Annotated in this window: 23 protein-coding genes and 1 pseudogene; 7 read left to right on the top strand and 17 right to left on the bottom strand. The window is 54.7% G+C overall.

All coding sequences use genetic code 11. The annotated features are described in order from the left end of the window. Positions 1 to 40 precede the first annotated feature (40 nt). Both MUU47_RS11985 and sodC read left to right on the top strand, forming a co-directional pair. A complete protein-coding gene (locus MUU47_RS11985) occupies positions 41 to 937 on the top strand; it encodes an aldo/keto reductase (protein ID WP_258988431.1) in 897 nt (298 codons plus the stop codon). A gap of 79 nt (positions 938 to 1,016) precedes the next feature. Next, positions 1,017 to 1,538, top strand: coding sequence for a superoxide dismutase [Cu-Zn] SodC (gene sodC / locus MUU47_RS11980; RefSeq protein WP_258988429.1), 522 nt, complete (start codon positions 1,017 to 1,019; stop codon positions 1,536 to 1,538). On the opposite strand, the gene MUU47_RS11975 is transcribed toward sodC, so the two are convergent. From MUU47_RS11975 to MUU47_RS11965, 3 genes are read right to left on the bottom strand one after another with little or no spacing between them, the layout of a single operon-like run. Next, positions 1,531 to 3,555, bottom strand: a complete 2,025-nt coding sequence (locus MUU47_RS11975; RefSeq protein WP_258988428.1) for an FUSC family protein — start codon at positions 3,553 to 3,555, stop codon at positions 1,531 to 1,533. The genes sodC and MUU47_RS11975 overlap by 8 nt on opposite strands. Then, on the bottom strand, positions 3,555 to 4,493 hold the full coding sequence (locus MUU47_RS11970; RefSeq protein WP_258988427.1) for an HlyD family secretion protein: 939 nt from the start codon (positions 4,491 to 4,493) through the stop codon (positions 3,555 to 3,557). Before MUU47_RS11970 ends, MUU47_RS11975 begins: the two co-directional genes overlap by 1 nt. A gap of 8 nt (positions 4,494 to 4,501) precedes the next feature. Further along, the gene (locus MUU47_RS11965; protein WP_159756116.1) at positions 4,502 to 4,738 is read right to left on the bottom strand and encodes a DUF1656 domain-containing protein; all 237 of its coding nucleotides are present in this window, start codon (positions 4,736 to 4,738) and stop codon (positions 4,502 to 4,504) included. A 181-nt stretch (positions 4,739 to 4,919) separates the two neighbouring features. On the opposite strand from MUU47_RS11965, the gene slyA reads away from it, so the two are divergent. Beyond that, entirely contained in the window at positions 4,920 to 5,360 is a 441-nt protein-coding gene (gene slyA, locus MUU47_RS11960) for a transcriptional regulator SlyA (RefSeq protein WP_110508425.1), read from the top strand. Between the two features lie 95 nt (positions 5,361 to 5,455). Here the strand turns inward: slyA and slyB are convergent, their stop codons facing one another. Continuing rightward, positions 5,456 to 5,923 carry an outer membrane lipoprotein SlyB gene (gene slyB / locus MUU47_RS11955; RefSeq protein ID WP_110508423.1) on the bottom strand — a complete coding sequence of 156 codons (468 nt, stop codon included), beginning with the start codon at positions 5,921 to 5,923 and terminating at the stop codon, positions 5,456 to 5,458. A 276-nt stretch (positions 5,924 to 6,199) separates the two neighbouring features. Between slyB and anmK the strand changes: the two genes are divergently transcribed. The 4 genes from anmK to tyrS all read left to right on the top strand — a co-directional run bounded on the left by anmK (position 6,200) and on the right by tyrS (position 9,866). After that, the gene (anmK, locus tag MUU47_RS11950) at positions 6,200 to 7,312 is read left to right on the top strand and encodes an anhydro-N-acetylmuramic acid kinase (protein ID WP_258988426.1); all 1,113 of its coding nucleotides are present in this window, start codon (positions 6,200 to 6,202) and stop codon (positions 7,310 to 7,312) included. Between the two features lie 103 nt (positions 7,313 to 7,415). Further along, on the top strand, positions 7,416 to 7,751 hold the full coding sequence (gene mliC / locus MUU47_RS11945; protein ID WP_258988425.1) for a C-type lysozyme inhibitor: 336 nt from the start codon (positions 7,416 to 7,418) through the stop codon (positions 7,749 to 7,751). Between the two features lie 57 nt (positions 7,752 to 7,808). Further along, positions 7,809 to 8,465, top strand: coding sequence for a pyridoxamine 5'-phosphate oxidase (gene pdxH, locus MUU47_RS11940; RefSeq protein WP_159767882.1), 657 nt, complete (start codon positions 7,809 to 7,811; stop codon positions 8,463 to 8,465). Positions 8,466 to 8,591: 126 nt separating this feature from the next. Then, on the top strand, positions 8,592 to 9,866 hold the full coding sequence (gene tyrS / locus MUU47_RS11935; RefSeq protein ID WP_258988424.1) for a tyrosine--tRNA ligase: 1,275 nt from the start codon (positions 8,592 to 8,594) through the stop codon (positions 9,864 to 9,866). A 116-nt stretch (positions 9,867 to 9,982) separates the two neighbouring features. Here tyrS and gstA read toward each other — a convergent pair whose 3' ends face one another. From gstA to blr, 13 genes and pseudogenes are all read right to left on the bottom strand, one after another. After that, positions 9,983 to 10,588, bottom strand: coding sequence for a glutathione transferase GstA (gene gstA / locus MUU47_RS11930; RefSeq protein WP_258988423.1), 606 nt, complete (start codon positions 10,586 to 10,588; stop codon positions 9,983 to 9,985). Between the two features lie 107 nt (positions 10,589 to 10,695). Next, positions 10,696 to 12,207: a dipeptide/tripeptide permease DtpA gene (dtpA, locus tag MUU47_RS11925; RefSeq protein WP_258988421.1), complete on the bottom strand. Its 1,512-nt coding sequence runs from the start codon at positions 12,205 to 12,207 to the stop codon at positions 10,696 to 10,698. Between the two features lie 578 nt (positions 12,208 to 12,785). Continuing rightward, positions 12,786 to 13,421 (bottom strand): endonuclease III, encoded by a 636-nt coding sequence (gene nth / locus MUU47_RS11920; RefSeq protein WP_258988419.1) that lies wholly within the window; start codon positions 13,419 to 13,421, stop codon positions 12,786 to 12,788. Further along, positions 13,421 to 14,125, bottom strand: coding sequence for an electron transport complex subunit E (locus MUU47_RS11915; protein WP_159756142.1), 705 nt, complete (start codon positions 14,123 to 14,125; stop codon positions 13,421 to 13,423). The genes nth and MUU47_RS11915 overlap by 1 nt, the downstream gene beginning before the upstream one ends. A 3-nt stretch (positions 14,126 to 14,128) precedes the next feature. Next, the gene (gene rsxG, locus MUU47_RS11910) at positions 14,129 to 14,749 is read right to left on the bottom strand and encodes an electron transport complex subunit RsxG (protein WP_258988417.1); all 621 of its coding nucleotides are present in this window, start codon (positions 14,747 to 14,749) and stop codon (positions 14,129 to 14,131) included. 8 nt (positions 14,750 to 14,757) lie between these two features. Further along, complete coding sequence (gene rsxD / locus MUU47_RS11905; RefSeq protein ID WP_258988416.1) at positions 14,758 to 15,810, bottom strand: electron transport complex subunit RsxD; 1,053 nt, start codon at positions 15,808 to 15,810, stop codon at positions 14,758 to 14,760. Between the two features lie 3 nt (positions 15,811 to 15,813). Then, positions 15,814 to 17,754 (bottom strand): annotated as a pseudogene (gene rsxC / locus MUU47_RS11900) (electron transport complex subunit RsxC); the annotation flags it as partial. Next, the gene (gene rsxB / locus MUU47_RS11895) at positions 17,747 to 18,325 is read right to left on the bottom strand and encodes an electron transport complex subunit RsxB (protein WP_258988415.1); all 579 of its coding nucleotides are present in this window, start codon (positions 18,323 to 18,325) and stop codon (positions 17,747 to 17,749) included. The gene rsxB and the pseudogene rsxC, both read right to left, overlap by 8 nt. Continuing rightward, a complete protein-coding gene (rsxA, locus tag MUU47_RS11890) occupies positions 18,325 to 18,906 on the bottom strand; it encodes an electron transport complex subunit RsxA (protein ID WP_159767909.1) in 582 nt (193 codons plus the stop codon). The genes rsxB and rsxA overlap by 1 nt, the downstream gene beginning before the upstream one ends. 77 nt (positions 18,907 to 18,983) lie before the next feature. Next, entirely contained in the window at positions 18,984 to 19,427 is a 444-nt protein-coding gene (locus tag MUU47_RS11885) for a DUF2569 domain-containing protein (protein ID WP_159756160.1), read from the bottom strand. Positions 19,428 to 19,502: 75 nt separating this feature from the next. Beyond that, positions 19,503 to 19,718 carry a transcription modulator YdgT gene (gene ydgT, locus MUU47_RS11880; RefSeq protein ID WP_159767915.1) on the bottom strand — a complete coding sequence of 72 codons (216 nt, stop codon included), beginning with the start codon at positions 19,716 to 19,718 and terminating at the stop codon, positions 19,503 to 19,505. Positions 19,719 to 19,943: 225 nt separating this feature from the next. Further along, positions 19,944 to 21,344, bottom strand: coding sequence for a GH1 family beta-glucosidase (locus MUU47_RS11875; protein ID WP_258988413.1), 1,401 nt, complete (start codon positions 21,342 to 21,344; stop codon positions 19,944 to 19,946). 110 nt (positions 21,345 to 21,454) lie between these two features. Next, positions 21,455 to 21,595 (bottom strand): division septum protein Blr, encoded by a 141-nt coding sequence (blr, locus tag MUU47_RS11870; protein ID WP_258988412.1) that lies wholly within the window; start codon positions 21,593 to 21,595, stop codon positions 21,455 to 21,457. Positions 21,596 to 21,779 lie beyond the last annotated feature (184 nt).

Genomic DNA, 21,779 nt, shown 5'->3' with positions numbered 1-21,779 from the left:
TGCGTATACTCGATGAAATTTTTCAGTTGAGGAAGCTTGTATGGTTCAGCGTATTACTCTCGCGCCAAATGGCCCGGAATTCTCCCGCTTCGTAATGGGCTACTGGCGTCTGATGGACTGGAACATGTCCCCGCAGCAGCTGGTCAGCTTTATTGAAGAGCATCTCGACCTCGGTATTACCACCGTCGATCACGCCGATATCTATGGCGGTTATCTGTGCGAAGCCGCGTTTGGCGAAGCCTTGAAACTGGCTCCGCAGCTGCGTTCGCGTATGGAAGTGGTCAGCAAATGCGGGATTGCGACCACCGCGAAACCTGAACACGCTATCGGGCACTACATCACCGATAAATCCCACATCGTTCGCAGCGCCGAGCAGTCCCTGACCAATCTGGCCACCGACTATCTGGACCTGCTGCTGATCCATCGTCCCGATCCGCTGATGGATGCAGACGAAGTGGCCGAAGCCTTCACCGAGCTGCATCAGAGTGGCAAAGTGCGTCATTTCGGCGTGTCTAACTTTACCCCGGCGCAGTTCTCGCTGCTGCAATCACGTCTGCCGTTTACCCTGGCGACTAACCAGGTCGAACTTTCTCCGGTTCACCAGCCGCTACTGTTGGACGGCACGCTCGATCAGCTGCAACAGCTGCGCGTGCGTCCAATGGCGTGGTCGTGCCTGGGCGGCGGTAGCCTGTTCAATGACGACAAATTTGCCCCACTGCGCGAAGAGCTGGCCAACGTAGCGACAGAACTGAACGCGGAAAGCATCGAACAGGTGGTTTACGCCTGGGTGATGCGTCTGCCGTCTCAGCCACTGCCAATTATCGGCTCTGGCAAAATCGAGCGCGTGCGTTCTGCGATTGCCGCTGAGCACCTCGAAATGACCCGTCAGCAGTGGTTCCGTATCCGTAAAGCCGCGCTGGGTTACGACGTACCGTAATCACGCTTTGCGCTGACGTTCCGTCCAGAAAGGTGTTCCTGGTTTAGACTTACCAGGGACACTTTTTTTTGGAGGTACTATGAAGCGCATTACGCTCACGTTACTGACTCTTGCCATTTCAAGCGGCGCATACGCGGCCAGCACGGAAGTGGAAATGAATCTTGTCACCCCGCAAGCCGTCGGACAGTCCATCGGTGAAGTAAAAATCACCGAAACCGATAAAGGCCTCGAATTTTCCCCTGACCTCAAAGCGTTGCCTCCCGGCGAGCACGGTTTCCACGTACATGCCAACGGCAGCTGCCAGCCTGCAGTTAAAGAAGGTAAAGCCAGTGCGGCCGAAGCTGCAGGCGGTCATCTGGACCCGGATCATACCGGTAAACACGAAGGGCCCGTTGGAATGGGGCATTTAGGTGATTTGCCCGTGCTGGTGGTGGATAACGAGGGGAAAGCCACGCAGCCCGTGTTGGCGCCGCGTCTGAAAAAACTCGATGAAGTGAAAGGCAAAGCTCTGATGATCCACGTCGGCGGGGATAACATGTCCGATCAGCCGAAACCGCTCGGTGGCGGCGGCGTGCGCTATGCCTGTGGGGTTATCAAGTAGTTCTTTCGGTGAGGGTGCCCGCTACCGGGGCCTGTTCGAGCTGTAGCAGAGAACAGTAAAGCCGCCAGACTATCGCCGCAAGTTCTCTGGCGGCAGGCTGGGGATGATGGCCTAAGGTTTCGCAAATCCGCTTTAACTCGCTCAGCGTGGACGCCAGCGGGCGCTGCTGGACACCGCGTTCGCTCATCACATCCCGCAGCAGGCTGATGCACAGGTCCCGGACCTGCACCAGCGGATCGGAACGTGTTTCCCAATCACGCAACTGCCAGACCACATGGGAACAGTTGAGCAACACGACTCCCCAGCGCAGCAGCCAGCGGCGGGCCAGGGCATCCTGGCTGTTACTGAGCTGGCTGATGTAGTGATAAACCAGCGACTCATACTCATGCTCACTTTGCTGAGGACGACGACTCAGCTGATCAATAAAGTGACGACGTAACGACTGAATATGACGCCGGCTTTTACGCGCGTCAGAGCCCGGTTTCAGCACCGCAAAGGCCAGCCATGCCATTCCTACGCCGATAATTTTCGCCAGGTTATCATTGAGAAATCCTGCAAAATCATACACTGGCGGGTTGGTGACTGAGATAAATGATCCCATAAACACCACCAGCTGTCCCCACAGCCCGGCGTATTTCAGCATCTGTAATTTGAACAGTTGCATGGTGACCAGTAAGGGGAACAGAAACAGCAGGAATTGCCAGAGGTCACTGATTTGCACCATCAGGCCAAACTTCACTGCAAAGCTGAACAGCGACAGCCAAAGCAGTGTGCGTAGCAGCAACGTCAGGGAATTGAACGGTGAAGGCGACGTCGAAAACAGTACACAGCAAATCGCCGCCAGGGTTAGCGCCGCAGGGCCGGATGTCCATTGGGTATTGATGGTCCATGCCCCGACAATGATCAGCGCGAAAAAGGTGCGCAGGCCGTTCCACAGCGCTTCGGCGTGGTCAGTTCGCCGGGCCAGCGCAGGTGCTGCCGGGACGTCAAATTCGGTGATCGCGGAAGCATTTTCCAGCCGTTTCAGCCAACGACTGGAGGTCAAATAAAGACGGCAGAAATAGCGCAGACGCTGCCAGAACGCCTGATGCCGGTAATCCATCGGATTGCGTGGAGCCAGCGGCGCGATTATCCGGGCCACGGAATACGCATTTGCGTCAGTTCTCGCGAGCTCGGCAAATAATCTTTCGAGCACATCGCGTGTATTGGCGGGGGATTCCGGCCAGTTAACCAACATCCGGCGCAGGCTGGAAATCACGCTGGTCAGGCGCAATTGCTGGTGCAACAGATAGTTCAGCAGGCTGTTCTGGCGTCGGAAACGATAATGGCTCCAGAACGCCTGAATGCGCAGCAGGTTCATGGTCAGGATCTGACCGATGACGCTCTCATGCGCGCTACGAATCGCATCAGTGGTTTCCGGCTGCCACAGCAGGCTGGCGTGTTCCAGAATACGCGCATGCATGTTTTTCAGGGCGGTCAGAAGCGCAGTGCCATCGGAGGTGCTTGGCAGGATCATCATCATCAGCGCGCCGCACAAAATCCCGAGAACAACTTCACAGACGCGGGCCTGCGCGATATCCCACAGATGGGTGGCATCCACCAGATTGACCATTGGAAAGGCGATGATGGCGCAGGTGTAGCCCGCTAACTGGAACGCATACGCGGCGTTATTCATGTACATCGCGCAGGTCCAGGTGCAAAAAGCGATCCACGCCGATAACCCCAGCAGGAAAAGCCAAGGGTCAGTCATGGTGTGCCCGGCAATCAGGATCGCGGCGACGGCACCCAGCAGGCTCCCGGCGATTCGGCCGAGACTTTTACTGATAACGCCGCCGACGGTGGGGAAACTCACCACAGCAGCGGAGGTCATTGCCCAGTAGGGCTGGTCGAGATTGATGTAATACGCAAAACTCAGGGCCAGACACATGGCGATGCTGTTGCGTAGCGCATATCGCCATTGCGGACGAGTCGCTTTAATCCACGGCAGGGACCGCCAGTCGAGCGCTTGTAGGGTCATTACAGAGAGCCAATCGACACGGTGCAGGTGGTGCCGGACACCAGAATAATATCGTCTGGCAGCTTATCGAACTCGATACGCACCGGTACGCGCTGGGCCAGGCGCACCCACGGAATAGTCGGTTTGACATCGGCAATCAGGCTACCTTCCGGGCCAACGCTCTGATCAGAGATGGCGCGCCCAATACTGGCGACGTGACCCTGTAACGTCTGTCCGTTGCTGTAAAGTACCACGCTGGCGCTGACGCCTGGTTTGATGTGACGAAGTTTGGTTTCTTCGAAGTAGCCCACGACATAGAATGAATGGCTGTCTACGAGGGCGAATACCGGGTGGCCGACGGCGGCGTAATCGCCAGTGCGAGTGGACACGTTGGTTACCCAGCCGTCGACCGGGGCTTTGACCTCGGTTTGCGAGAGTTGCCAGTTGGCGTGTTCCAGCGCGGCATTAGCGGCATCGCCACTGGCTTTGGCGGCGGCAACGTTGGCTTTGGCGGCTTCGGCATTGGCTTTGGCGGTTTGCAGCGCGATGTTAACCGTGTCGAGGTCTTCTGCAGAGATGAAGTTTTTTGGCAAATTACGACGACGATCGGCCTCACGTCGTGCCTTATCCATATCCGACTGTGCTCTGTCCATATCTGATTTCGCCTTTGCCATATCAGACAGAGCCTTAGCGTGTTGCGCCTGGGCATTCATCACCGCGATGTGAAACGGTGTGGCATCGAGGCGAAACAGCACATCACCCGCTTTAACCTGTTGGTTATCCTTCACGTTCAGTTCCATGATACTGCCCGAAACCTGCGGCGTGATGCTGACCTGCTCAGCGCGGATTTTTCCGTCACGGGTCCACGGTGACTGCATGTAGTAATTCCAGACCAGCCATACGGCAATCAGTGCCAGGGCTGCAACCAGCAGCGTGGAGAAATATTTTAGCTTTTTCATCGAGTTAGTTACCACGCCACAATCAAAACCAACGCCAGGCATACTGCCAGCGCGAACAGGGAAAGATCCATTAACAGCGGATGCCAGACGTCACCGGCGTACATCCAGTCGCGCAGCTGGCGATGGGCGAGCAGCCAGATGAGAAAACCCAGGATAACCGCTTTGAACAGCGGGGGAAAATAGATAGAGGCCCCGACGATGAGGTCCTGCAGGGGAAGTCCCGAGGTATTGAGCGTCAGCTTCACGAGCAAAAATCCTTTGCAAATGCATCGTTGCGGGTCGAGGGCCGCGATGCGCCATCATAATTATCAGTGTAAATCATTGTGTCAGTCTGCGGGGACAAGGCAATACATTTGTTTTGGGCATTTAAATGCTGCACACTATTCTAAAATCAGTATAATAACTTAGCAAGCTAATTATAAGGAGATGAAATTGGAATCGCCACTGGGTTCTGATCTGGCACGGCTGGTGCGTATCTGGCGTGCTTTGATTGACCATCGCCTGAAACCTCTGGAATTAACGCAGACTCACTGGGTCACGCTGCATAACATTCATCAGCTGCCGCCTGAACAGTCGCAAATTCAACTGGCTAAAGCGATTGGGATTGAGCAGCCTTCACTGGTTCGGACGTTGGATCAGTTAGAAGAGAAGGGCCTGATTTCGCGTCAGACCTGTGCAAATGACCGTCGTGCCAAACGCATTAAACTGACCGAGAAAGCCGAACCGTTGATTGAAGATATGGAGACGGTGATTCGCAAGACGCGGGGTGAAATCCTTGCGGGTATTTCTCCTGAGGAACTGGATTTGCTGCTTGGGCTTATTCGTAAGCTGGAGCAGAATATCAACGAGCTGCAGTCCAGAGACTGAGTTTCGCGCCGATAGTGACAAAAAGGCCCTGATATCAGGGCCTTTTTCTTATGCCCGCCAGGTCACCGTCCGGTTACGTCTGGCCGGCCAGATAATTAGCGTGGGGAAACGGTCACCTGGCTGCCGTTGCTGGCCATCACAACGCGCTGGCCTGCGACGAATTGAGTATCACCCTGTTTCTGCACAACCATAATGGTGTTGCCGTCGTCTTTGCGGATTTCCAGCTCAACGCCCTGGGTTTTGTTCATTGCACCCTGAACGCCTTGGCCCGCTACGCCACCTGCAACAGCACCTGCTGCAGTCGCGAGTGAACGACCCGTACCACCGCCGACGGTGTTCCCGAGGAAGCCACCGAGAACCGCACCGCCAATTGCCCCAATAACGTTAGAATCGTTGCCACCCTGGATCTGTACCGGACGCGTGTGGACGATGGTCCCGTAGGTCACATTCTGAACCTGTTTGGCTTCGGATGCGGAATAAACGTCCCCGGAGAGGCCGCTGCTATTAACACAACCGGCCAGCGATAAACCAATCATTGAAACGGCCAATACACGTAACATCATTTATGAATCTCCTGTTCACCAAGAAACGCTCTTGAGAGCATCCTTACACCGCAATTATATGGCATTTATGTACCACAGGTCATATGTTCCGCGAGGATCTCTTCAAAATTGTAATCTCTTTGTGCTTAACCAAGCGTAAACGGCCGTTACGTTGCCACTTTGGCTCAGGCCGTATCGCGCCCGCGCACAGGTTTGTTAAATTTTGTTATTGGATCATGGTATTAAGAAAGACTTTATGTTTCAGTGTGGCTCTCTGTCATGAACTAAGGAAGGCGTATGAATTCGGGTCGCTATATTGGTGTGATGTCGGGTACCAGCCTTGATGGCGTGGATGTGGTGCTCGCGGCCATGGACGATAACATGGTGGCGCAGCAGGCCAGCCTGTCGTATCCCATTCCCATTGCGCTGAAGGAAGACATCCTTGCGATTTGCCAGGGTCAGCAACTGACGCTGTCGCAGTACGGTCAGCTCGATACGCGCCTGGGACGTCTGTTTGCCGATGCGGTGTTGGCGCTGATGGCGCAGGAAAAACTGTCTGCCGGTGATATCGTGGCCATTGGCTGTCATGGCCAGACCGTCTGGCATGAACCGGATGGAGACGCCCCGCATACGCTGCAAATTGGTGACAATAATATTATTGCCGCACGCACCGGCGTGACGGTGGTTGGTGATTTCCGCCGTCGCGATATCGCCCTTGGTGGCCAAGGGGCGCCGCTGGTGCCTGCATTCCACCACGCGCTGCTGGCCAATCCGCATGAGCGTCGCATCGTGCTGAACATCGGCGGAATTGCGAATCTGTCGATGCTTTGCCCTGGTTTGCCGGTAAAAGGGCACGACACCGGGCCGGGCAACATGCTGATGGATGCGTGGATCTGGCGTCAGTGCGGTAAACCGTACGATAAAGACGCTGAGTGGGCGAATTCAGGCAAAGTTATCCTGCCACTGTTGCAGGAAATGCTGAGCGACCCGTGGTTTGCGCTGCCGGCACCGAAAAGTACCGGTCGAGAATATTTCAATTACGGCTGGCTGGAACGCCAACTGGCGAAGCACCCGGGTTTAGTGGCGAAAGATGTCATGGCCACGCTGACCGAATTAACCGCAGTTACCATCAGCGAGCAGGTGTTGCTAAGCGGCGGCTGTGAACGGTTATTGGTGTGCGGTGGCGGAAGCCGTAATCCGCTGTTGATGGCGCGTCTGGCTGCGCTGCTGCCGGGCACGGAAGTCTCGACCACCGACGATGCTGGCGTCAGTGGAGACGATATGGAAGGTCTGGCCTTCGCATGGCTCGCGTGGCGTACCCTTGCAGGGCTGCCGGGTAATTTACCGTCGGTCACTGGTGCCAGTGACCCTACTATTTTAGGGGCTATATTCCCTGCAAACCCGGTGTAGAATCAGAGTTAACTGACTGAGATGCGAGCTCGTTGGCGATAGAATGGAAGAGTTAAGGGAGGGCATCTGCCCTCCGGGACCGGGACAGTCTTAAGGCAAGCCAATGAAAAAAATTCTTCTCGCTGTACTACCACTGATAGCCCCCCTTATGCTCTCCGGTTGTAGCTACTACAACCAGTTCGTTGAGCGAATGAACACCGAGACTCTGCAATACCAGTGCGATGAAAAACCGCTGACCGTTCACCTCAATAACACCCGTCAGCAGGTTGATTTCATCTATGACAATCAGCAGCAAACATTAACCCAGGGCATCTCTGCCTCTGGCGCGCGTTACACCGACGGTATTTACGTTTTCTGGTCGAAGGGCGACAGCGCCACGGTTTACAAACGTGACCGTATCGTGCTGAATAACTGTCAGTTACAAAACCCGAAGCGTTGAGATTTTGCTGATGGCGGCGCACAATAGCGTCACCTGAAGACAACTATCCTAAACGCCATGTCTGACAACGACTCCCTGCAGCAAATCGCGCATCTGCGCCGTGAGTACACCCGTGGCGGCCTGCGCCGTCGCGATCTTCCTGCTGAACCCCTGGCGCTGTTTGAGCGCTGGTTGGGTCAGGCCTGTGAGGCCAGACTCGCCGATCCTACCGCGATGGTTGTGGCAACCGTGGACGAAAACGGTCAGCCGTACCAGCGTATCGTTTTGTTAAAGCATTATGACGAAAAAGGGCTGGTGTTCTATACCAACCTCGGTAGCCGGAAGGCGCACCATCTGGAGCAGAATCCGCGTATCAGCCTGCTTTTCCCGTGGCATATGCTGGAGCGTCAGGTAATGGTCACCGGTAAAGCCGAGCGTCTTTCTACCCTTGAAGTGGTGAAATACTTCCACAGCCGCCCACGTGACAGCCAGATTGGCGCCTGGGTCTCCAAACAGTCCAGCCGTATTTCGGCGCGCGGGATCCTCGAAAGCAAATTCCTCGAGCTCAAACAGAAGTTCCAGCAGGGCGAAGTGCCGCTGCCCAGTTTCTGGGGTGGCTACCGCATCAATATTGAGTCGATGGAGTTCTGGCAGGGTGGTGAACACCGTCTGCACGATCGTTTTTTATACCAGCGTGAAAACGACGCCTGGAAAATCGACCGCCTCGCGCCGTAATCGCGCATTTTGTTGTTTTAAGCGCTGGCACAACACGGGCTGGCGTTTTATTCTATAAACCTTTCGCAAATGGCGAAACGTCGTGTACCGGCTAAGGTGCAGTCTGTTTTATACATGGAGACTTTGATGGCGAGCAGTAACTTGATTAAACAATTGCAAGAGCGGGGCCTTGTGGCTCAGGTGACGGATGAGGACGCGTTAGCAGAGCGACTGGCGCAGGGCCCGATCGCGCTCTATTGCGGCTTCGATCCGACCGCTGACAGCTTGCATTTGGGGCATCTCGTTCCCCTGTTATGCCTGAAACGCTTCCAGGAAGCAGGTCACAAGCCTGTGGCACTGGTGGGCGGAGCGACCGGTCTTATCGGCGATCCAAGCTTTAAAGCGGCCGAGCGTAAGTTGAACACCGAAGATACCGTGCAGGAGTGGGTGGATAAAATCCGCAAACAGGTAGCCCCATTCCTCGATTTCGACTGCGGCAGCAACTCTGCCATCGCGGCCAACAACTATGACTGGTTCGGCGGCATGAACGTGCTGACCTTCCTGCGTGACATCGGTAAGCACTTCTCTGTAAACCAGATGATCAACAAGGAAGCGGTGAAACAGCGTCTGAATCGTGACGACCAGGGTATCTCGTTCACCGAGTTCTCCTACAACCTGTTGCAGGGTTATGACTTCGCTTGCCTGAACAAACTGCACGGTGTGGCGCTGCAGATTGGCGGCTCTGATCAGTGGGGCAACATCACCTCCGGTATCGACCTGACCCGTCGTCTGCACCAGAACCAGGTGTTTGGCCTGACCGTTCCGCTGATAACCAAATCAGACGGCACCAAATTTGGTAAGACCGAAGGCGGCGCTGTGTGGCTGGATCCGAAGAAAACCAGCCCGTACAAATTCTATCAATTCTGGATCAACACCGCGGATGCGGACGTTTACCGCTTCCTGAAATTCTTCACCTTCATGGACATTACCGAAATCAATGCGCTGGAAGAAGAAGACAAAAACAGCGGCAAAGCCCCGCGTGCCCAGTACGTTCTGGCCGAGCAGGTGACCCGTCTGGTTCATGGTGAAGAAGGCCTGGTAGCGGCAAAACGCATCACCGAAAGCCTGTTCAACGGCACGCTGAGCGCGTTAAGCGAAGCGGATTTCGAACAGCTGGCGCAGGATGGCGTTCCGATGGTTGAAATGGAAAAAGGTGCTGACCTGATCCAGGCGCTGGTGGATTCCGAACTGCAGCCGTCCCGCGGTCAGGCGCGTAAAACTATCGCCTCGAATGCGGTCACCATCAACGGTGAGAAGCAGATTGATCCGGAATACACTTTCGCTGAAAGCGATCGTCTGTTCGGACGCTACACGCTGCTGCGTCGTGGTAAGAAAAACTACTGCCTGGTGTGCTGGAAGTAAATTCCTGCTGACAGGAAAAAGGAAAGGCCGCGAATGCGGCCTTTTTCTTGCGCGATGGCGCTAACGCTTATCGGGCCTGTGTTCTGTTGTTATTCTGGCAGGTTTGCGCCGCCGGGTTAGCTCAGACCTTCGGCTTCCATTGCCGCCGTTACGCCCGGACGGGCCGCTACGCGCGCCATGTAGGCTTCAATATTCTTCAGTCCGCTCATATCCAGCTTCACCGCATGCGCCCAGCGCAGAACGGTAAACAGATAGCCATCGGCAATCGTAAAGCGGCTACCGCAAATCCACTCGTTATCTCGCAGAGCATCATTCACGTAGTTCAGTTTCTTCTCCAGCAGCGCACGGACGGTTGGCTTGAAGTCTTCCGGCGTGTCGGGACGGAACAGTGGCGTAAAGCCCTTGTGCAGCTCTGTGGCGATGTAATTCAGCCATTCCAGCGTCCTGTAGCGCGCAATGCTACCCACCGGGGCCAGCAGCTGACGATCGACTTTCGTATCGGCGATGTACTGCATAATCGCCACACCTTCAGTCAGCAGGGTATTGTCATCCAGAAGCAGGGCGGGCACCTGTCCTTTTGGGTTCACTTGCCAATAATCTTCCCCGTTTTCCAGCTGCTTTTTCGCGAGATCAACGCCGACCAGCGAAAAATCAATCCCGCTCTCTTGCAACGCGATGTGGGAAGCAAGGGAACAGGCACCGGGTTTGTAGAACAATTTCATGACGAACTCCTTTGGACACAGATGTGTTCCTTATCCTAGAGCGCGAACAGATAAAAAAAAAGCCGCTGAACGTATCAGCGGCTTAATTAATTCGTTTTCCGGGAAAGTTATGCGGAAGCTGTCTCGCGAGCTTTTGCGATATCCGCTTCGTCATCCTGAGTCATGCGATTCAGTTTCGGTGCGGTCAGCATCATCAGTACAGAGATAACAGCGGTCGCGATACCAATCTTCATGAACACATCACCGTAGACATGCAGGGACTGCAGAGGGTCGGTTACGTTTTCTGGAACCGCCATCAGGTTGGCCACGTTACCGGCGATGATTGCAGCACCGGCGGTAGTCAGGAACCAGCTACCCATAATGAAGCCCATCAGACGCTGTGGAACCAGCTGTGCAACCATTGCCAGACCCAGACCGGAGATCATCAGCTCACCGATAGACTGCAGTGCGTAGCTCAGAATCAACCAGTTTACAGAGACGATACCTGCGTCAGATGCGAATTTCGCACCCAGAGGCAGCACCAGGAAGGCCAGGGAACACAGTACCATACCGAAGGCAAATTTGTTCGGCATTGGCATACGGTCGCCCATCTTGTTGTAGATGGCGGCCAGAATTGGGCTACCAATCATGATCCAGAATGGGTTGAGTGCCTGGAACTGTTCTGGCTCAAACGCGATACCCAGAATGGAATGCTCAACGTTACGGATAGCGAAGAAGTTCAGAGATGTTGGCATCTGGCTGTACAGTACGAAGAACACGATAGCTTCAACCATCAGGATGAAAGCAACGAGCATCTTACGACGTGCAGCTCCCTGCATGGCGAAGGTTTCTTTCGCGAAGATGCAGATGATACCCAGAGCAACAACGCCCAGAACCAAGCGTGCGATACCCTGGTTGTGCAGCAGCCAGGTGGCGATAGCAACCAGAATCACAACACCGACGATAGTTGCCAGCAGTTTGCCGACGTGTACCGGCGCAAAGTCAGGCCTGGAACCGTAGCTTTTCACCCATTTCTGGCAGAACGCGAAGTTCACCACGGTGATACACATACCGACCACGCTCAGCGCAAACGCAGTGCTCCAGCCGTATTTCGCCGCCAGCCATGGAGTGGCCAGCATAGAGAAGAAGGAACCGATGTTGATGGACATGTAGTACATGGTGAATGCACCGTCCAGACGTGGATCCTCTTTGTCGTAACAGGTAGAAAGCAGGGAAGACGGGTTCGCTTTAAACAGGCCATTACCGACCGCGATGGTCGCCATACCCATATAAACGACAGCAGCGTCATGACCTGAGAAGGCTACCAGTGCGTAACCGATCGCCAGAACGATGGCGCCCAGCATGATAACGCGTTTGGTACCCAGAACTTTATCGCCCAGCCAGCCGCCTACAGCGACCAGACCATATACCAGCGCACTGAAAGAGGAGAACAGCGTAATGGAGTCCGATTCGGACATACCCAGCTGTTTCACCAGGTAGACGGCCATAATGCCCTGGAGGCCGTAATAGCCAAAACGTTCCCAAAGTTCGATAGAGAATATGAGATAGAACGCTTTTGGTTGCTTGAAGGCGTTGAGACTTACGCTTTCTTCAGTTGGTTTATTGTTTGCAGTAGACACATATACCTCTTTTTTTACATCCCATATTAACGGGGGTGGTGGGCGTGACGTTCGTTTTGACATCCGCCTTATAATTATTCTTGGAGGGGAAAACGGGAGGTAATGTTCACTATCCTGAACGTTCATACAAGGGGTTTGTAATACTCTGTTACACATAACGAGATCGTTATAATCGTCCGTTCATCCAAATGTTATTCAGCGTTTAACACCACCGTTTCGATTCCGTTAGATTTTTTCACTAAAACAGAGCCCGATTCTGGCCCTAAAGGCGAGATGTTCTGCTGTTTTACTTTGTATCCAGTGATATGGTCCATTAATCCTAAAAATAGTGGTGATATGTCTGGCTAAAAAACAGTTAACTACTGCATCGGCAAAGGCTTGTGAGCATTTTGATAACATTGATGTAACGTGATGTTATCGAAGTGATCTAGATCACATTTGTATAGAAATTTTAGCTGAGAAAAAAACGATTAACCTGCCAGAGCGATAAATGACCGGATCATGCGTTAGATTTTGGCAGGCTAGTGAGTGAATCAGAAGGCAGGAAAGCCGTGTGACAACACGGCGTTAAAACGGGATCAGCAATCGACTTTTTCTTTAAATTCGCACAGGTCTTCAATCAGGCAGGAGCCACAGCGAGGCTTACGTGCGATGCAGGTATAGCGACCGTGTAGAATCAACCAGTGGTGGCAGTCTACTTTAAATTCGGCAGGCACCACTTTCAGCAGTTTCTCTTCTACCTGTTCGACGTTTTTGCCAGGCGCGAAGTGGGTGCGGTTGCAGACGCGGAAGATGTGGGTGTCTACGGCGATGGTTGGCCAGCCAAATGCGGTGTTCAGTACCACATTCGCGGTTTTGCGTCCTACACCGGGCAGGGCCTCCAGTGCGGCCCGGTCCTCCGGCACCACGCTGCCGTGCTGTTCAATCAGAATGCGGCAGGTCTTAATCACATTCTCGGCCTTGCTGTTAAACAGGCCGATAGTCTTGATGTACTCTTTCACACCGTCGACGCCAAGCGCCAGCATCGCTTCCGGGGTGTTCGCCACCGGATACAGTTTCGCCGTGGCCTTATTGACGCTGACGTCCGTCGCCTGCGCGGAAAGCAGCACCGCAATCAGCAGCTCGAACGGGCTGGTGAAATTAAGTTCCGTGGTCGGGTGCGGGTCGTTGTCCCGTAACCGGCTGAGGATCTCAAGACGCTTCTCTTTATTCATCAGGCTTTCCCTGTCGTGGCTTTGACGTCCGGCGCAACTTCGCAATGATTACGCAAACTTGTGGCTTTCTGCTTCATACGCTGGTCGATAACGTATTTCCCTGCCAGCAGCATACCGAGTCCAATAAACGCACCCGGTGGCAGCATCGCCAGCAGGAACGGCGTATCGGTGTGGAACACTTCAATGCGTAGCACTTTGGCCCAACTGCCCAGCAGGCCATCTGCGCCGTCAAACAGCGTACCGTTGCCGAGAATTTCACGGATGGAACCCAGCACAAACATCGCGCAGGTGGCCCCCATCCCGATGGCGAAACCGTCCAGCGCGGACAGCATCGGACCTTGCTTTGCCGCGAAGGCTTCGGCGCGGCCAACGACAATACAGTTGGTCACAATCAGTGGGATGAAAATGCCCAGCGACTGGTACAGGCCGAATGCGTAGGCGTTGATCAGCATCTGCACTGAGCTCACCACCGAGGCGATGATCATCACGTAAATCGGAATACGGATTTCAGGTGGCGTCCAGCGGCGAAGCAAGGAGACAAACAGGTTGGTCAGGGTCAGCACCAGCGTGGTCGCCAGCCCCAGTCCAAGGGCGTTGGTTGCCGTGGAGGTCACCGCCAGCAGCGGGCACAGCCCTAACAGCTGCACCAGAGAGGAGTTGTTTTTCCATAAACCCTGAACAATAACGTCTTTGATTTCACTCATGATTTACTCTTCACAGGGGCTAAGTTCGTTGATCTGTTGCGGCAGCGTCTCGGCAAAAAGTCCGGCACGTTTTACTGCATTCACCACCGCGCGAGGCGTAATGGTGGCACCGGTAAACTGATCGAACTCACCGCCGTCTTTCTTCACCGCCCACTGGCTGTCATTATCGCCGTGAATGATTTTGCCGGCAAAACGGGTGATCCAGTCGGAATGGCGAAGCTCGATTTTATCACCCAGACCCGGTGTTTCATGGTGCTGGGTCACGCGAGAACCGAGTACGGTGCCGCTAAAATCAGCCCCAACCAGAAGCTGAATGGCACCGGAATACCCGTCTGGCGCAGTGGCTTCCATCACCACGGCGACCGGTGCGTCATCTTTACGGGCGATATAAATCTTATGGCTGCCTTTCCCTAACGCCGGGGCGTCCAGTACATAACAGCTTTTCAGCAGGTCGTTATTATAGCGTCCCTGCGGCACCACCTGATCGAACAGCGCCATTTGCTGCCTGGCCGACTGGATATCAATGGTGCTTTTGGTCATCTGATTAATGATGGCCGTGGTTCCTGTGGCGCCCGCGGCGAAAAGGGCCAGCGTGATGCCGTGTTTGCGAATCGTCGTCAGCATGGTCGTTCTCAGCGGTGTCCATAAACGCGCGGGCGCGTGTAATAGTCGATCAGCGGCACGGTAATATTGGCCAACAGCGTTGCGAAAGCCACGCCATCGGGATAACCGCCGAAGCTACGAATCAGCCACACCAGCACGCCAGCCAGCGCACCATACAGCAGTCGGCCACGATTGGTAGTAGAGGCGGTCACCGGGTCGGTCAGGATAAAGAACGCACCGAGCATCGTCGCCCCGGATAAAATATGCATCTGCGGTGAAGCCAACGATTCAGGCGAGAATACCCAGCCGAGCGTGGCGCAGACGGCGAGCGTCACCAGGAAACTCACCGGAATATGCCAGCGAATGGCCCGTTGCCACAGCAGAAACAGGCCGCCCGCCAGCCAGGCAACGTTCACCCACTGCCAGCCAATGCCCGCCAGCGCGCCGCGATAAATCGTGGAATGCAGAATGTCATTAACGCTGTGGCCCGCGTGCTGCGAGGTTTTGAAGGTGTCCAGCGGTGTCGCCTGGCTGATGCCGTCAACACCCATCCGCAGTGCGTTGATATCTGTTCCGGTGGCGGTATGTCCGCTGAGGATAATCTGCAGCGTATCCATCAGGTTCGGCGTATTAATCGCGATTTCCTGCGGTGGCAGCCAGGACGTCATCTGCACCGGGAAGGAAATCAGCAGCACCACGTAACCAATCATCGCCGGGTTAAACGGGTTATTGCCCAGGCCGCCATAAAGCTGTTTGGCGATAATCACCGCGAAGGCCGTACCAAGCACCACCATCCACCACGGCGCCATCGACGGAATACTGATAGCCAACAGCAGGCCGGTGAGCAGGGCGGAATTGTCGCCCAGCGTTTTACCGATTTCCTGTTTGCGCAGACGCAGAATGGCGGCTTCTGCTACCCAGGCAGTGACGCTCGCGATAAGGATTTGAACCAGCGTGCCCCAGCCGAAAAACCAGGTCTGAACGGCGATCCCCGGGACCGTCGCCAACAGGACCAGCAGCATAATGCGCGAGGTCTGGCGATGGTTGTGGGTGTATGGGGAGCTTGCGATTTTAAAGACCATTTATTCCTCGTTTACTGCCTGTTTTTCTGCTTTGCGTGCTTTCGCACGGGCGATAGCCGCTTCAACGGCGGCTTTACGCGGATCAATGGTTTCAGCCTCAGACTCGTTGGCTGCCTGCTGTGCCGCTTTGCGTGCTTTAGCACGTGCAATGGCGGCTTCAACGGCAGCTTTGCGTGGGTCAACCGCGTTGACAGCAGGGGCTTCAGTCGTTTGTTGTTCAACTTTACGGGCTTTGGCACGTGCAATGGCGGCTTCAACGGCGGCTTTGCGTGGGTCGGCTACGTCATTCACCGTTTCACTGGTGCTATCGGTCTGGCGCTTTTCTGCCTGAGCGGCGCGCGCCTGGGCCTTGCGAGCTTCGCGTGCAGCAATCACTGCGCTGTTATCGGGTTGCACACCCGCCTGAACAACAACAGGCTGCGTCGCCTGTTTTTGCTTATCACGAACACGGTTCAGGGCGGCGTTAATCGCATCCTGCTCCTGGGCGGCAGGCTGTGCCGCAGAGTGTTTATGGCGCTCAAGGCGGGCGGCTTTATCACGCTCGAGTCGTGCTGCACGCGCTTCGAAGCGGGCTTTGGCCTCGGCCGCACGCTTTTCTTCCTGCTGGATGGCAGAGATTTCGGCCTTTTCCTGACGGAAATACTGCACCAGAGGGATATTGCTTGGACAGACCCACGCACAGGCGCCGCATTCGATGCAGTCGGCCAGATTGTGCGCGGTGGCTTTGTCGTGCTGCTGGCCTTTGCTGAACCAGTACAGCTGCTGAGGCAGCAAATCTGCCGGGCAGGAATCGGCACAGGCGCTACAGCGAATACAGCTTTGTTCTTCTTCCGGTTCACCCATTTCGCGTGGGGAAGGTGCCAGCAGACAGTTGGTGATTTTAACCACCGGCACATCGAGCCATGGCAAGGTAAAGCCCATCAGTGGGCCGCCCATAATCACCATTTGCTCCGGGCTTGGGCAGAAACCGGCGTCTTCCAGCAGATGACGCACCGGCGTACCCAGTCGCGCCCAGACGTTACCCGGCCGGGAAACGGACTCACCGGTGAGGGTCACGACGCGTTCAGTCAGCGGTTCACCGTCGATAACGGCGCGCTTAACCGCAAAGGCCGTGCCGACGTTTTGCATCAGAACGCCAATGTCAGACGAACGCCCGCCGTGCGGAACCTGCTTGCCGGTAAGGATCTGCGTCAGCTGTTTTGCACCACCGGACGGATATTTGGTTGGGATCACCCGCAGGCTGATGCCATGCGCATCGGCCAGCACCGCACGCATCATCGAAATGGCCTGCGATTTATTGTCTTCGACGCCGATCAGCACTTCTTTCGGCTGCAGAATACGCGCCAGAATGCGAATGCCATCGACGATTTGCGCCGCGCAATCCTGCATCAGGCGGTCGTCGGCGGTGATATACGGCTCGCATTCAGCGGCGTTGATGATCAGCGTATCGATTTTATCGCCGCCGCCTTTTAGCTTGGTGCCGGTCGGGAAACCTGCGCCGCCGAGTCCGGCAACGCCGAAATCATGAATGCGTTCGATAAGTTCTTCGCGGCTGCGGTTCTGCCAGTCGTTCCAGCCATCGCGATCAATCCAGCAGTCGTCGCCGTCGGCTTCGATAATCACGCTCATTTCGGCTAACGCGGAAGGATGTGCCGTGGAGTGGGGCGCAATGGCGATAACGGTACCAGACGTTGGCGCGTGTACTGGCAGCATACGGCCCCAGCCACGGGTCAGCGGTTGGCCGCGCAGAACGCGATCGCCCGTGCTCACGGCAAGCTCGCCTTCGGCACCAATATGTTGTTTCAGTGGAATGACGTAGCGCTGCGCCAGAGGAACCTGGCGCAGCGGCGTGCCATTAGACTGGGTCTTCATTTCCGGAGGATGAATGCCGCCGTCGAAGTCCCAGATTTTATCCTTTCTGAACGCGGAAAATAACTTAAGCATGGTGTTCCACTGGAATGATACGGACTGGAATGGTTTGCAGATCCCACTTCCAGCTCTCGGTCGTCTCTGCGACCGGAATTAATTCGATGCACTGCGTCGGGCATGGGGCGACGCAGAGATTACAGCCGGTGCACAGGTCAGTCACCACGGTGTGCATCGCGCGGGTGGCCCCAACGATGGCATCCACCGGGCAGGCCTGAATACATTTGGTGCAGCCGATACAGTTCGGTTCGTCGATAACCGCAATCATGCGCACGGGCTCCACGGCCTGCTCGTCGCCGTCGATAGGCTGTGGTTCTACGTTAAGCAGCGTGGCGATTCGTAGCATCACCGCTTCGCCGCCTGGCGCACAGCGGTTGATTTTCTCGCCCTGGGCACCTACGGCTTCTGCGTACGGGCGACAGCCGGGATATCCGCACTGGCCGCACTGACTTTGCGGCAGAATTTCATCAATTTTTTCCACCACCGGATCGTCCTCGACCGCAAAGCGGCGCGAAGCGTATCCGAGAATACCGCCAAAAATCAGGCCTAACAGGCTGAGGGCAGCGATGGCAATCCACACTAACGTCATTACAACTTCACCAAACCAGTAAAGCCCATAAAGGCCAACGACATCAGACCGGCGGTGATCAGCGCAATGGCGTTCCCGCGGAATGGGGCAGGCACATCGGCCACCACGAGGCGTTCACGAATCGCTGCGAACAGCACCATGACCAGCGAAAAACCGACCGCCGCAGAGAAACCGTACAGCGCCGATTGCAGGAAATTATGCCCAAGGTTGATATTCAACAGCGCCACGCCGAGTACCGCACAGTTGGTGGTTATCAGCGGCAGAAAAATCCCGAGCAGACGATAAAGCGCAGGGCTGGTTTTTCGCACCACCATTTCGGTGAACTGCACCACCACGGCGATGACCAGAATAAAGGCCAGCGTGCGCAGGTAAATCAGATTAAGCGGAATGAGGATCCAGGTATCAATCAGCCACGCGCAAACCGACGCAAGCGTCATCACGAAGGTGGTGGCGAGACCCATCCCCATGGCCGTTTCCAGTTTTTTGGAAACGCCCATAAACGGACACAGCCCAAGAAACTTCACTAAAACGAAGTTATTAACAAGGACGGTGCCGATAAAGAGCAGCAGGTAATCAGTCATATTGGACCTGGAACGAAAAAAAGCCGCCTATTATCGGTCAAACCGCAGCAGGCGACAACAGATTATCTGTAGGGTTATTACGGCTTGATGAAGGTCCGTTTCACGCGCTCTGAACGCTTGAAATACGGAACCAGCAGCGCGGTGGCCAGTAACGGGAACAGTAGCTGGCGTAATGCGAGGGCATCAGACACCGGTGCGAAGGCAAAGGCTTTCACCGCCAGCAGCACTGAAATCAGCAGCCAGATAATATAATGCTTAGGCACCAGCTTCCGGCGTTTAAAGAATGCCGCAGTTAGCCACAGGGTGTAACACCACATGCCGACTGCAAAAACCAGAGACAGTAGCCACAGACTTAAATTGGTCGTTGTTAAAGCGGCCAGATTCGAACGTGCGGCAGGCGACAACAGCACGCCTGCGTACAACAGGACAGCCAGCGAAGCGCTGAGTAAGGCCACGATGAGCCAGGCGAGCGGGGCGAGCAGCCAGCCACCAATACGTTCTTCTGTCGGTTCAGCGGACATTACTTCTCCAGAATCAGCGTCAGTCAAAAATGCAGGGCGAGAAGTATAAGCAACTGACGCGTGAGAAAACAGTCTTTATTGCACGTAGCGCCAGACGGTCTTCGGCACCTGACCTACGTCGTAGAGACGCCCGCCGGAAACCAGTTCTGCGCGTCGGTGATCGGCCGCGCGATACATATTCACGATTTCCTGGGTATCCGTCAGCGAGTAATTAAGATGATCAAAAAGCTTTTCCAGACTTTCAAGAGAACTGATCTTTCGGAATTTTAATAAATAATCCTGAACGGTCATATTAGCGTTCTTCCATTTTTGATGTTGTATTTATTAGGTAAAAATAACCTGGTGAGGGCAATCTTCGCCAGTCAGGGCAAGGAGACCAGGCGATAAGATTTACATGGATTATTTAGGCTAAAAATACCAAAAACAAGCACAAAACGTGATTCTGTTGCTGTAAGATTTAAATTGAGAATTTTCTAAGCTAAATACCAGGCGCCGGACGGCGCCTGGTGAGGAAGATTAACGTTGTTCACCGCGAGTGGTAATCACGTTTTGATACCAGAAGAAGCTCTTTTTACGCTTACGGGCCAGGTTTTGTTGGTGATCGACATAAACAAAACCGTACTGTTTTTTGTATCCGTTCAGCCAGCTCAATAAATCAATAAATGACCACGGGTAATATCCGCGAACGTCAGCACCTTGCGCCATGGCTTTTTCCATTGCGTCGATATGCATGCGCAAATAGTCGATTCGGGGCTCGTCGATAATTTCCCCGTCAATAATCGGGTCTTTTGCGCCGAGGCCATTTTCGGTGATATACATCGGAATATCGCCGTAGCGTTCTTTGATCATCATGATGCCGTCAGTTAACCCCTGCGGCCAGATTTCCCAGTCCCAGTCGGTATAAACACCCTCCGGATTGCGGACGAATTTAAACAAGTCTTTAAAGCCGAATTCCGCGCCGCTGTTCGGTTCACCGTTGTGATTGCTGGCGGTTTTCGTTTCATCTGGGTTGGCGACTACGGTTTCACGGCGATAGTAGTTCAGCCCAATAAAGTCGCAGATGTTGTTGCGCAGCAGTTCGTCATCGCCCGGCTCAAAGCGGGGCACGTCCCACAGCGCCTGGGTTTGCGCCAGTAACGTTTCCGGGTAATGGCCTTTCAATACCGGGTCGTACAGCCAGTGGGTGTGAATGGCATCGGCAATCTCTGTGGCAATGCGGTCTTCCGGGCTGTTGGTCAGCGCGGTGTGCGGTTGCAGCACGTTCACAAAACCGATCTCGCCCTGAACGTTCATTTCGCGGAAGGCTTTCACCGCCAGCGCATGAGCGATAAAGACCTGGTGGCAGGCCTGAACGGCTCTCGCCGGGTCACGCACGGAAGGCGGATGGCTGCCGGTAATATAACCATGACCGATAAATACGATGGTTTCGTTGAAGGTCGCCCACAGCTTAACGCGGTCGCCGTAGCGCGAATAACACAGGCGCGCGTACTCTTCGAAGGCGTGTGCCGTCGAGCGAACTTCCCAGCCACCTTCATCCTGCAAGGCCTGCGGCAGATCCCAGTGGTAAAGGGTAATCATTGGCACAATGTTGTGCGCCAGCAGGGTGTCTATCAGATCACTGTAAAACTTGACCCCGGCTTCGTTGACCGTACCGCGCCCGTTGGGCAGCAGGCGAGGCCAGGAGATGGAAAATCGGTAGCTTTGCAGGCCCATTTCGGCCATCAGCGCCACGTCTTCCTGCATACGGTGGTAGTGATCTACGGCGACGTCACCATTGGTGTCCTGCCAGGTCGTACCGGGGAGATGAGAGAATACGTCCCAGATGGAAAGTCCTTTGCCATCTTCGTTATGCGCGCCTTCAACCTGATACGCGGCGGTTGCAGCGCCCCAGAGAAAGTCTTTCGGAAATGCAGCCATTACACGCTCCTTATCGATGAGATAAGTCCAGTGTAAGGAGTGAGGATGTGGGTCTGCAACCGGTTTCTGAAACCGGTTACATAGTTGCGACCGAGGTCACTTTCTGGCGCTTACTTATGCGACTGGGCCGCAACAGGCTGCTCTGGTGGCTGGTAATTATCAATATGATGCGCTGCAACGAGCAGCAAAACGCACACCCCAAGCACAATCCAGCCCACCAGCTCGACGATGCGATTAAATACCATAGTCATAACAATCAATGTCCAAAATTATCCAGGGGCGAAATATTACCAGGAACATGGCTTTCGGGCCAGGGCGTTGCGGAACAATCTTGCGGATTTTTTCACCACAGCTGAAAGTTACAGCGCTTGTCATGACGGAAGGGGGATAATGTTAATAATTGGTTGTGAGCATCCTGCATATGTTGTGAAATGA

The organism is Scandinavium hiltneri, assembly GCF_024764835.1.
Lineage (GTDB): Bacteria > Pseudomonadota > Gammaproteobacteria > Enterobacterales > Enterobacteriaceae > Scandinavium > Scandinavium hiltneri.
This window is presented reverse-complemented; position numbering and strand designations above follow the sequence as displayed.

Coding starts and splice junctions, on each gene's coding strand:
- MUU47_RS11985 (WP_258988431.1), top strand. CDS start 41: ATGGTTCAGCGTATTACTCTCGCGCCAAATGGCCCGGAATTCTCCCGC.
- sodC (WP_258988429.1), top strand. CDS start 1,017: ATGAAGCGCATTACGCTCACGTTACTGACTCTTGCCATTTCAAGCGGC.
- MUU47_RS11975 (WP_258988428.1), bottom strand. CDS start 3,555: ATGACCCTACAAGCGCTCGACTGGCGGTCCCTGCCGTGGATTAAAGCG.
- MUU47_RS11970 (WP_258988427.1), bottom strand. CDS start 4,493: ATGAAAAAGCTAAAATATTTCTCCACGCTGCTGGTTGCAGCCCTGGCA.
- slyA (WP_110508425.1), top strand. CDS start 4,920: ATGAAATTGGAATCGCCACTGGGTTCTGATCTGGCACGGCTGGTGCGT.
- slyB (WP_110508423.1), bottom strand. CDS start 5,923: ATGATGTTACGTGTATTGGCCGTTTCAATGATTGGTTTATCGCTGGCC.
- anmK (WP_258988426.1), top strand. CDS start 6,200: ATGAATTCGGGTCGCTATATTGGTGTGATGTCGGGTACCAGCCTTGAT.
- mliC (WP_258988425.1), top strand. CDS start 7,416: ATGAAAAAAATTCTTCTCGCTGTACTACCACTGATAGCCCCCCTTATG.
- pdxH (WP_159767882.1), top strand. CDS start 7,809: ATGTCTGACAACGACTCCCTGCAGCAAATCGCGCATCTGCGCCGTGAG.
- tyrS (WP_258988424.1), top strand. CDS start 8,592: ATGGCGAGCAGTAACTTGATTAAACAATTGCAAGAGCGGGGCCTTGTG.
- gstA (WP_258988423.1), bottom strand. CDS start 10,588: ATGAAATTGTTCTACAAACCCGGTGCCTGTTCCCTTGCTTCCCACATC.
- nth (WP_258988419.1), bottom strand. CDS start 13,421: ATGAATAAAGAGAAGCGTCTTGAGATCCTCAGCCGGTTACGGGACAAC.
- MUU47_RS11915 (WP_159756142.1), bottom strand. CDS start 14,125: ATGAGTGAAATCAAAGACGTTATTGTTCAGGGTTTATGGAAAAACAAC.
- rsxG (WP_258988417.1), bottom strand. CDS start 14,749: ATGCTGACGACGATTCGCAAACACGGCATCACGCTGGCCCTTTTCGCC.
- rsxD (WP_258988416.1), bottom strand. CDS start 15,810: ATGGTCTTTAAAATCGCAAGCTCCCCATACACCCACAACCATCGCCAG.
- rsxB (WP_258988415.1), bottom strand. CDS start 18,325: ATGACGTTAGTGTGGATTGCCATCGCTGCCCTCAGCCTGTTAGGCCTG.
- rsxA (WP_159767909.1), bottom strand. CDS start 18,906: ATGACTGATTACCTGCTGCTCTTTATCGGCACCGTCCTTGTTAATAAC.
- MUU47_RS11885 (WP_159756160.1), bottom strand. CDS start 19,427: ATGTCCGCTGAACCGACAGAAGAACGTATTGGTGGCTGGCTGCTCGCC.
- ydgT (WP_159767915.1), bottom strand. CDS start 19,718: ATGACCGTTCAGGATTATTTATTAAAATTCCGAAAGATCAGTTCTCTT.
- MUU47_RS11875 (WP_258988413.1), bottom strand. CDS start 21,344: ATGGCTGCATTTCCGAAAGACTTTCTCTGGGGCGCTGCAACCGCCGCG.
- blr (WP_258988412.1), bottom strand. CDS start 21,595: ATGACTATGGTATTTAATCGCATCGTCGAGCTGGTGGGCTGGATTGTG.